Consider the following 705-nt stretch of genomic DNA (forward strand, 5'->3'; position numbering starts at 1 on the left):
GGCTCCACCCCGGCCGAGCTCGTCGGCCACGACGCGGTGCGCATCCTCGGCCAGGGCCGCGTGGAGCGCGGGCTCTCCGCCGATGCCGAGGTCTTCGCCTCCGGCCTGCCCATGGCTGGCTTCGAGGAGGAGCTCTCCGACGGCCAGGGCGGCTCGCGCACCCTCATCACCACCAAGGCGCCGCTGCGCGACGGCGAGGGCCGGGTCATGGCCGTCGTCACCACCTCGATCGACATCACCGACCGCAAGCGCGCCGAGGAGCAACTGCTCTACCTCGCCCGCCACGACGCGCTGACCGGTCTGCCCAACCGCTCCATGCTGGGCGAACGCCTGCGGGACCGCTGCGCCCAGGGCAGGCAGACAGGAGGGCGGCAGGGACCGGGACGCGCGCCCTTCGCGCTGCACTTCCTTGACCTCGACCGTTTCAAGGCGGTGAACGACGCGCTCGGCCACGCGGCCGGCGACCGCATGCTGCGCGACGTCGCCGCCCGCATCGCGGAGGTGCTCGGCGAGGACGACATCGTCGCGCGGCTCGGCGGCGACGAGTTCGCCATCCTCCAGTCCTCGGGCACCGGCTTGGCGCAGGAGGCCGCGCAATTCGCGCTGCACATCCGCGACGCGCTGGAACGGCCCTTCATCGTGCTCGGGCACAGCGTGCAGGTCTCGGCCAGCATCGGCATCACCCTGCACCCGCAGGATGCCGAC

1 protein-coding gene is annotated in these 705 nt (G+C 72.9%); it reads left to right on the forward strand.

What is annotated here, in order from left to right; translation table 11 throughout:
- The coding region (locus AC1DWF_RS34635; protein WP_476843001.1) for a diguanylate cyclase domain-containing protein at positions 1-705 on the forward strand (705 nt) is incomplete at both ends.

This window comes from Aminobacter sp. P4_D5 (genome assembly GCF_056401815.1).